Raw genomic sequence first — 1,803 nt, forward strand, 5'->3', positions numbered from 1 at the left:
CCCAACCAACTCATCCCCCACCTCCAGCACCTCACCACCGAACACCGCTGACGCAGGAGACCCACCACCATGCGCATCCTGTTCACCACCTATCCAGACAAGACCATCTTTCAGGCGATGGTTCCGCTGGCCTGGGCCCTGCGCACTGCCGGCCATGAGGTCCGGGTCGCGGTCCAGCCCACGTTCGCCGACGTCGTCACGCAGGCGGGCCTGACCGCGGTGCCGGTCGGCCGTGACCCGTCCACCTGGCGGATGGCGGAGCTGAGCCCCGAGCAGGTGGAGGCCGAGCGGGCAGGCCTGCCCGCGCCCTACGACGCGGCGGTCGACCCGGCGGCGGTCGCGTGGGAGCCGATGCGGGCCGGCTACGCGACCCTGCTCGAACAGTGGCACCAGCTCGACAACTTCCCGCTGATCGCCGGCCTGACCGAGTTCGCCCGGTCCTGGCGGCCCGACCTGGTGATCTGGGAGTCCAACACGTACGCGGGCGGGATCGCGGCCAAGGCGTGCGGCGCGGCGCACGCCCGGCTGGTGTGGAGCGTGGACGTCTTCGGCGTCGCCCGCGGGCACTACCTGCGCCTGAAAGAGCGGCAGCCGGAGGACCTGCGCGCCGATCCGATGGCCGGCTGGCTGGGCGCGTACGCCCGCAAGTACGGCTCGGAGTTCGGCGAGGACCTGCTGACCGGCCAGTTCACGGTCCACCAGTTGCCCGCCTCGCTCAGCATGGAGGCGCCCGGCCTCGACTACGTGCCGATGCGGTACGTGCCCTACGGCGGCCCCGCCGTGGTGCCCAAGTGGTTGTGGGCCGAGCCGGAGCGCCCGCGCGTGGCCCTCACGCTGGGGACCACCGCCACCGACCGGTTCGCCGGTTACGCGGCCGACGTGCAGGACGTCCTCACCGCGCTGGCCGACCTGGACGTGGAGGTCGTGGCCACCCTCGCGGAGTCGGCGCAGCGCGGGCTGACCTCCGTGCCGGACAACGCCCGGGTGGTGTCGTGGGTGCCGCTGCACGCGCTCGTCCCCACCTGCTCCCTGGTCATCAACCACGCCGGTCCCGGCACGTTGCTGACCACGGCCGTGCACGGGGTGCCGCAGCTCACCGTGCCGTGGGACTTCGACGAGCCCGAGCTGGCCCGCCGGGCCGCCGCGCAGGGCGGCTCGCTGACGATCCGCGCCGACCAGGCCACCGGGGAACGGGTCAGGGAGGGCGTGCTGCGGCTGCTCGGGGAGCCGTCGTTCGCGGATCGCGCGGCGGGGCTGCGGGCCGAGATCCGCGCCCTGCCCTCGCCGAACGAGCTCGTCGCCCGGCTGGAGGAGCTCACCGTCAAGCACCGGTCCGCCGGCTGACCGGGAAGGACCGCCGAAGATGCGTGTGCTGTTCGCGCTGAACCCGTCGAAGACCGTCTTCCTCTACATGGCGCCGCTGGCGTGGGCGCTGCGCACCGCCGGGCACGAGGTGCGGGTCGCCAGCCAGCCGTCGTTCGCCCCGGTGATCACGCAGGCCGGGCTGACCGCCCTGCCGGTGGGGCGTGACCGGGATCTGCAGATGACGGATGAGCAGGACGAGGTCGAGGCCACCCGGGCGGGGATCCCGCCGCCGTACGACGCCTTCGACGACCCGGCCAAGGCGACCTGGGAGTATCTCAAGCCCGGCATGGCCGAGGCGGCCGCGATCTGGCACCGGTACGGCAACTTCCCGATCGTCGCGGATCTGGTGGAGTTCGCCCGCTGGTGGCGACCCGATCTGATCATCTGGGAGCCGCTCACCTTCGCCGCCCCCATCGCCGCCAAAGCCAGCGGCGCCGC

1 protein-coding gene and 1 pseudogene are annotated in these 1,803 nt (G+C 72.9%); both read left to right on the forward strand.

The window, feature by feature from the left end:
• Window positions 1-69: 69 nt before the first annotated feature.
• Window positions 70-1,344, forward strand: coding sequence for an activator-dependent family glycosyltransferase (locus ACWD0F_RS52035; RefSeq protein ID WP_449890573.1), 1,275 nt, complete (start codon window positions 70-72; stop codon window positions 1,342-1,344).
• Between the two features lie 19 nt (window positions 1,345-1,363).
• Window positions 1,364-1,803: pseudogene (locus ACWD0F_RS52040) on the forward strand (glycosyl transferase); the annotation flags it as partial.

The organism is Nonomuraea sp. NPDC002799, from assembly GCF_053592075.1.

What these genes read in the sequence shown, in the direction of transcription:
- ACWD0F_RS52035 (WP_449890573.1), top strand. Translation starts at nt 70, where the DNA reads ATGCGCATCCTGTTCACCACCTATCCAGACAAGACCATCTTTCAGGCG.